Genomic DNA, 541 nt, shown 5'->3' with positions numbered 1-541 from the left:
ATCGTGGTGACGCCCCCGCAGAACAAGCCGACGCCGGACCGTACGGCCGGCACCAGCCTGGTCACCCTCGCCATGGCCTGCCCGGTGCTGACCCGTCGCCGGCTGGAAGGAGCGGCGAACCGTCTGACGGCGACCATTCCGGCGGGCTCGATGTCGGTACAGAGGTGCCTGATGCTGGTGGCCGCTCTCCGCGACGCGCTGTATCCGGGCGGGGTGTGCATCGCGGGCACGGTCGACGACTCGGCGACCCTCGCGGGGCCTGCGGCAGGCGGTCGGGGTGTACTTCGCCGTGTCCGGGCCCGAGCCGCCACAGGCCACCGATCCGTACGCGCCGGCCCCGTCCACCGCCCCGTAAACCCCTCAGCCGGTGGACGGGAGAGTGCCCGCGCATGTGATCATGCGGGTACCCGATCTCCTCGATGGCTTGTCCGAGGACCGGGAATTGGTGTTCCTCAGCTCCTCCGCCCAGGTGGCCCAGCTCGTACCGGTGAGCGAGTTGCGGGTGAGCCGGGTGGGACGGGCGTGACGCGCCTCGGGGGAC

1 protein-coding gene is annotated in these 541 nt (G+C 71.7%); it reads left to right on the top strand.

Features of this window, described 5'->3' with window-relative positions:
• Positions 1 to 397: 397 nt before the first annotated feature.
• Positions 398 to 526: a hypothetical protein gene (locus PV419_RS05880; protein WP_319686586.1), complete on the top strand. Its 129-nt coding sequence runs from the start codon at positions 398 to 400 to the stop codon at positions 524 to 526.
• The last annotated feature ends 15 nt before the right edge of the window (positions 527 to 541 follow it).

This window comes from Streptomyces sp. ME19-01-6, assembly GCF_033793745.1.
Taxonomy (GTDB): Bacteria; Actinomycetota; Actinomycetes; order Streptomycetales; family Streptomycetaceae; genus Streptomyces.
Note: the sequence above shows the minus strand (reverse complement) of the source record. Positions and strands in the feature narration are given on the sequence as shown.